The following is a 1116-nucleotide window of genomic DNA, read 5'->3' as shown; positions in this document are numbered from 1 at the left end:
CACCGGTCACGTCCGCGAGGTGGACCTGCTGGTCGTCCCCTCGGCTTCACCGGCCGATCGGCGGAAATGGGCCGCCTGCTCCCCCGCCTCGAACCCGCCCCGGACGGAGCCGCCGCGCTCCCTCTCCTCATCTGCGCCGTCACCGGCATGGGCGGCATCGGCAAGACGGCTCTGGCGGTGGAGGCCGCCCACCAGGCCTGCGCGAAGGGCTGGTTTCCCGGCGGCACACTCTTCGTCGACCTGCGCGGCTACGACGACGCCCCCGTCACCGCCGACCAAGCCGTCCTCGCCCTCCTCGACGCCCTCGGCGTACGTGGCCCGGATCTGCCACAGACGACGGCACGCCAGTACGACGCGTACCACGCCCTCCTCGCCGAGCGACAGGATCGGACGCTGCTGATCCTGGACAACACCTCGGACCCGTCCCAGTTCCTCCCCCTGCTTCCCGGGACGGACCACCACCGAGTGTTGATCACTTCCCGAGACCGCCCGGACTCCCTCCCCGTACGCCTCATCGACCTCGAAACACTCGCCCCGGACGACTCCGCCGCCCTCGTGACCCGCGCCCTCCACGACGCCGACGAACGCGACGACCGCCCGTCCCGGGAACCGGACGCCCTCCGCGAACTGACCTCCTTCTGCGGCCACTTGCCCCTCGCCCTCCAGATCGCCGCCGCCATGCTGCGCCGGCGCCGCCACCGCGACATCGCCTCGCTGGTGACCGAGATCAAGGAGGCCGCCGACCCCACCGCCGTACTCGACAACGGCAGTCGCGGCACCGACCTGTACGGCCGTTCGCTCGTGCTCCGCCCGGTCCTGGAGACCTCGTACCGCCGTCTCCCACCCGACCAGGCCCGGCTGCTGCGCCTGCTCGCCCTCGCCCCCGGTACGGAGACGGGTGCTGAGGCCGTGGCTGCCCTGGCCGGCCTCGACATGGGGGCCGCCCTGGGCCTGTTGGAGGACCTGGCCGCCACCCATCTGGTCACGCCGGTCCAGGGCGGCGAGGGCTCGGCTTCCGGTGTGCGGTGGCGGTTGCATGACTTGGTGCGGGCGTTCGGGGTGGGTGTGGTGGCAGGGGACGCGGGCTTCAGGGAGGAGGGGGAGGCGGCGCGGGAG

The 1116-nt window shown here is 72.8% G+C and carries 1 protein-coding gene; it reads left to right on the top strand.

Going from position 1 to position 1116, the window contains the following annotated elements:
- Positions 1-66 precede the first annotated feature (66 nt).
- On the top strand, positions 67-1116 hold a 1050-nt coding region (locus G6048_RS48225; RefSeq protein ID WP_235991165.1), incomplete at its 3' end, for an NB-ARC domain-containing protein.

This window comes from Streptomyces ureilyticus (assembly GCF_011045025.1).
GTDB lineage: Bacteria > Actinomycetota > Actinomycetes > Streptomycetales > Streptomycetaceae > Streptomyces > Streptomyces ureilyticus.
Note: the sequence above shows the minus strand (reverse complement) of the source record. Positions and strands in the feature narration are given on the sequence as shown.